Source organism: Streptomyces botrytidirepellens, assembly GCF_003721215.1.
GTDB classification, from domain to species: domain Bacteria; phylum Actinomycetota; class Actinomycetes; order Streptomycetales; family Streptomycetaceae; genus Streptomyces; species Streptomyces himastatinicus.
In genome coordinates, this window is record NZ_RIBZ01000547.1 from 1 (window position 1) to 2,810 (window position 2,810).

Here is a 2,810-nt window from a genome sequence, read left to right on the forward strand (position 1 = left end):
CGCCCACGCACCGCACGGCCTCCGCCCAGGCCGCGTCGCGCGGCCGCCCGATCTCGGCCCGCAGCCCCGGCTCGGCGCCCGCCAGCGGCCACCACCGGGCCAGCCACTCCGCGTCCTCGCCGGTCACCTCGGCGCCCAGGCGTTCGGCGCCGTCGGCCGCCGAGACCTCGACCCGGCGCGGGACGCCGTCCGCGTCCGTCTCGGCGACGTCGACGGGGACGTTGTCCAGCCACTCGTTGGCGAACAGCAGCCCCGTGAACCCCTCCGGCGCCGTCTCCCGCCACTCCACGCGCGCGTCGAGCCCGTCCGGCCGCGCCGCCCGCTCGACCGCGTACGGCCGCAGCCGTGCGGCCAGCCCGTGCGGCTCACGCGCGGCCGCCGCCAGTACCCCGGTCAGCAGTTCGCCGCGCCCCGCGCCCAGGTCCACCAGAGCCAGCTCCGGCGGCCGCCCCAGCGCCTCGTCCACCCGCCGCAGCAGCTCCGTGACCGCCCGCGCGTACAGCGGTGAGGCATGCACCGACGTGCGGAAGTGACCAGCCGGTCCCTCCGCCCGCCGGAAGAAGCCGTCCGTCCCGTACAGCGCCCGTTCGGCGGCTTCCCGCCACCCGCACCATTCGTGCTGTTCACTCGCCACCTCCCCACGCTAAAGCGGAGCGGCATCCACCTTGGGGAGTAGGGCGGGGCGCTACGGATCGCCCCTCGGGCTGACCCGCCCGGGTGTCCGCACTGCCTACTCTGGGTGACGTGCAGCGCCTCTACGACTTCCTCCGCAGCCATCCGACAGGGGTGGACACCTTCTGGGGCGTCCTCCTCTTCGGCTGCGGTCTCCTGTGGTTCGTACAGGCCACCCCGGGCTATGAGCCACCGCTCGCGGCCGTGCCGATCACGCTGGCGCTGTGCGCCGCCGTCGCGCTGCGCCGCCGCGCCCCCGCGGCCATGCTGTGGCTGGCCATCGCGTGCGGCCTCGCCCAGCTCGCGCTGGACGTCAGGATCAACATCGTCGACTTCGCGCTGCTGGTGATCGTCTACAGCGTCGCGTGCACCGGCGGGCGGCGCACCTCCCGGCTGGCCCTGGGCGCCGCGATCTGCGCACCGTCGCTCGCCACCCTCCGCTGGCCCGCCGAACACGAGTCCTCGGGAGAGGCCGCCGTCTCGACGGTCTTCGTCACCATCCCGTTCGTCCTGGCCTGGGTGCTCGGCGACTCGATCCGCACCCGCCGCGCCTACTACGCCCAGCTGGAGGAGCGCGCCTCCCGGCTGGAGAAGGAGCGCGAGGCGCAGTCGAAGGTCGCGGTCGCCGCCGAACGCGCCCGGATCGCGCGCGAACTGCACGATGTCGTCGCGCACAACGTGTCGGTGATGGTCGTTCAGGCGGACGGCGCCGCGTACGTCCTCGACGCCTCCCCGGACCAGGCCCGGCAGGCACTGGAGACGATCTCCGGCACCGGCCGCCAGGCCCTCGCCGAGATGCGGCGGCTGCTGGGCGTGCTGCGCACCGGGGAACCGGGGGAGGCCGGCGACTACGTCCCGCAGCCGGACGTCGAGCAGATCGACGAACTGGTCGAGCAGGCGCGCGGATCCGGGCTCCCCGTGGACTTCAAGGTCGTCGGCAGCCCGCGCCAACTGCCCAGCGGCGTGGAGCTGACCGCGTACCGCATCGTGCAGGAAGCGCTCACCAACACCCGTAAGCACGGCGGCCCCGACGTCGGCGCCAGCGTCCGCATCACCTACTTCGACGACGGGCTCGGCCTGCTGGTCGAGGACGACGGGCGGGGCGCCCAGCGCGAGTTGTACGAGGACGGCGGCGCCGACGGCAGCGGCCACGGGCTGATCGGGATGCGCGAGCGCGTCGGCATGGTGGGTGGCACGCTCGACGCGGGCCCGCGCCCGGGCGGCGGCTTCCGCATCAGCGCGCTGCTGCCGCTGAAACCGGCGGGGTGAGCCGCGGACAGCGGCGCGTACGTATGGGGTGAGCGCCGCACGGAGCGCGCGCCGAGGAAGCCGAGGGAAGGGACCGACCGGATGTCGATCCGCGTCATGCTCGTCGATGACCAGGTGCTGCTGCGCACCGGTTTCCGCATGGTGCTCGCCGCCCAGCCCGACATGGAGGTCGTCGCCGAGGCGGGCGACGGGCTGGAGGCGCTGGAGGCGGTGCGCTCCGCCGAGGTGGACGTCGTCCTGATGGACGTCAGAATGCCGAAGCTGGACGGGGTGGAGGCGACCCGGCGCATCTGCGAGCGCGACGGGGCGCCGCGGGTACTCATCCTGACCACCTTCGACCTGGACGAGTACGCCTTCTCCGCCCTCAAGGCGGGCGCGAGCGGCTTCATGCTCAAGGACGTGCCACCGGGCGAACTGCTCACCGCGATCCGCGCCGTCCACAGCGGTGACGCGGTCGTCGCCCCCAGCACCACGCGCCGACTCCTGAACCGCTTCGCCCCGATGCTCCCGGGCACCGCCGGCGGCGGCATGGGCGGCCGATCCGGCGCGGCGGCCCGCCCCGAGCTGGAACGGCTCACCGAGCGCGAGCGCGAGGTGATGATGCTCGTCGCCCAGGGCCTGTCGAACGGCGAGATAGCGGGCCGCCTGGTGCTGTCCGAGGCGACCGTGAAGACCCATGTGGGCCGCATCCTCACCAAGCTGGAACTCCGTGACCGGGTGCAGGTGGTGGTGATGGCCTACGAAACCGGCCTGGTCCGCGCAGGCGGCCCACCCCGCTGACCCGCCCGGGCCGGGGTGCCCAGCTGCGGGGGCGGGCGGTCCACGGCTTGCGGCCGGGCCGCGGTGACCGGGTCGGGCCCTGCGCGACG

The 2,810-nt window shown here is 74.3% G+C and carries 3 protein-coding genes; 2 read left to right on the forward strand and 1 reads right to left on the reverse strand.

Going from position 1 to position 2,810, the window contains the following annotated elements; genetic code table 11:
- Positions 1 to 634: SAM-dependent methyltransferase (locus EEJ42_RS32625; RefSeq protein WP_184503380.1), on the reverse strand; the 634-nt coding region annotated here is incomplete at its 3' end.
- 110 nt (positions 635 to 744) lie between these two features.
- On the opposite strand from EEJ42_RS32625, the gene EEJ42_RS32630 reads away from it, so the two are divergent.
- Positions 745 to 1,941 carry a sensor histidine kinase gene (locus tag EEJ42_RS32630; RefSeq protein WP_123105551.1) on the forward strand — a complete coding sequence of 399 codons (1,197 nt, stop codon included), beginning with the start codon at positions 745 to 747 and terminating at the stop codon, positions 1,939 to 1,941.
- Between the two features lie 81 nt (positions 1,942 to 2,022).
- The gene (locus EEJ42_RS32635; protein WP_123105553.1) at positions 2,023 to 2,721 is read left to right on the forward strand and encodes a response regulator transcription factor; all 699 of its coding nucleotides are present in this window, start codon (positions 2,023 to 2,025) and stop codon (positions 2,719 to 2,721) included.
- Positions 2,722 to 2,810 lie beyond the last annotated feature (89 nt).